Origin of the sequence: Mesorhizobium sp. M0923, assembly GCF_040319365.1 — a bacterium.
Classification (GTDB): domain Bacteria; phylum Pseudomonadota; class Alphaproteobacteria; order Rhizobiales; family Rhizobiaceae; genus Mesorhizobium.
In genome coordinates this window covers 1-1,051 of record NZ_JAMYNW010000060.1, presented here as the reverse complement: position 1 = coordinate 1,051, position 1,051 = coordinate 1, and the positions used below count along the sequence as shown (strand labels likewise).

Here is a 1,051-nt window from a genome sequence, read left to right as displayed (position 1 = left end):
GGAATACGCACAACGGGCGTCTATGCGCGGCGACAATCCCTATCGCATAAAGGCGTACTTGCGCGCGGCAGACAGTCTGACGGCGCTGTCGCAGCCGCTTGATCGGATCATCGCCGCCGGCGCCCTCACCAAGATCCCGGGGATCGGTGAAGCGATCGCAGACATCGTGACCAAGCTTTACCAAACCGGCACGCACCCAAGCCTTGAGAAGCTGCGCGAGGATGTTCCAGCGGGCGTGATGGAGCTGTTTGCCATACCCGGGCTTCGTCCCGATAAGATACTGAAGCTTCATCAGGCGCTCGGCGTGAACTCGCTGGCGGAGCTCGAGGCCGCAGCAAGAGAAGACCGCATACGCCCAGTCAAAGGCCTCGGCGCCGCGCTTCAGACAAAGCTCCTGCAGAACCTGGCCATCGTGCGAAGCGGCGAAACGCAACTTCACCTGCACAAGGCCGCCGCTCTTCTCGAACATGCGGTCATATCAGTGAAGCAAGAGCATCCAGAGTTTTCGCGCGTCGAAATTGCAGGCGACTTCCGGCGCGGTTGCGAGCTCGTTTCCGATTTCGCCCTGGTAGCGCAGGCCAGAAAATCGACTGGAATCGAGGATACGACGCTCAGGCTTGTTGTCACGGACAGGAAGCACTTTGGCGCGCGCATGCTCGAGGCAACCGGTTCGGCAGACCACCTCGAGCAACTGAAGACGTTCGCGGCCGACAAGGGGTTCACCCTAAATGCCGACGGGCTTCATCGCGGGAGAAAGCTGATCGCGTCAGCGACAGAAGAAGAAATCTACCAAGCTCTAGACTTGCAGTTTATCGAACCTGAATTGCGCGAAGGCAGGGACGAGATTGAGCGAGCGGCAAAGCAGAAGCTACCCGCCCTCATTCGGGATGAAGATCTGCATGGCATCCTGCATTCTCACACGACCGCATCCGATGGCACCGAAACGCTTGAGGCAATGGCTGAAGCCACGCGCAAGCGCGGTTTCGAATACTATGGTGTCGCCGATCATTCGCAGTCCGCTCACTACGCAGGCGGCCTTTCGTTGCAGGAG

Annotated in this window: 1 protein-coding gene; it reads left to right on the top strand. The window is 59.3% G+C overall.

The genetic code is table 11. The features are described 5' to 3' along the window. Positions 1-1,051: helix-hairpin-helix domain-containing protein (locus tag NKH89_RS35615; protein WP_352912039.1), on the top strand; the 1,051-nt coding region annotated here is incomplete at both ends.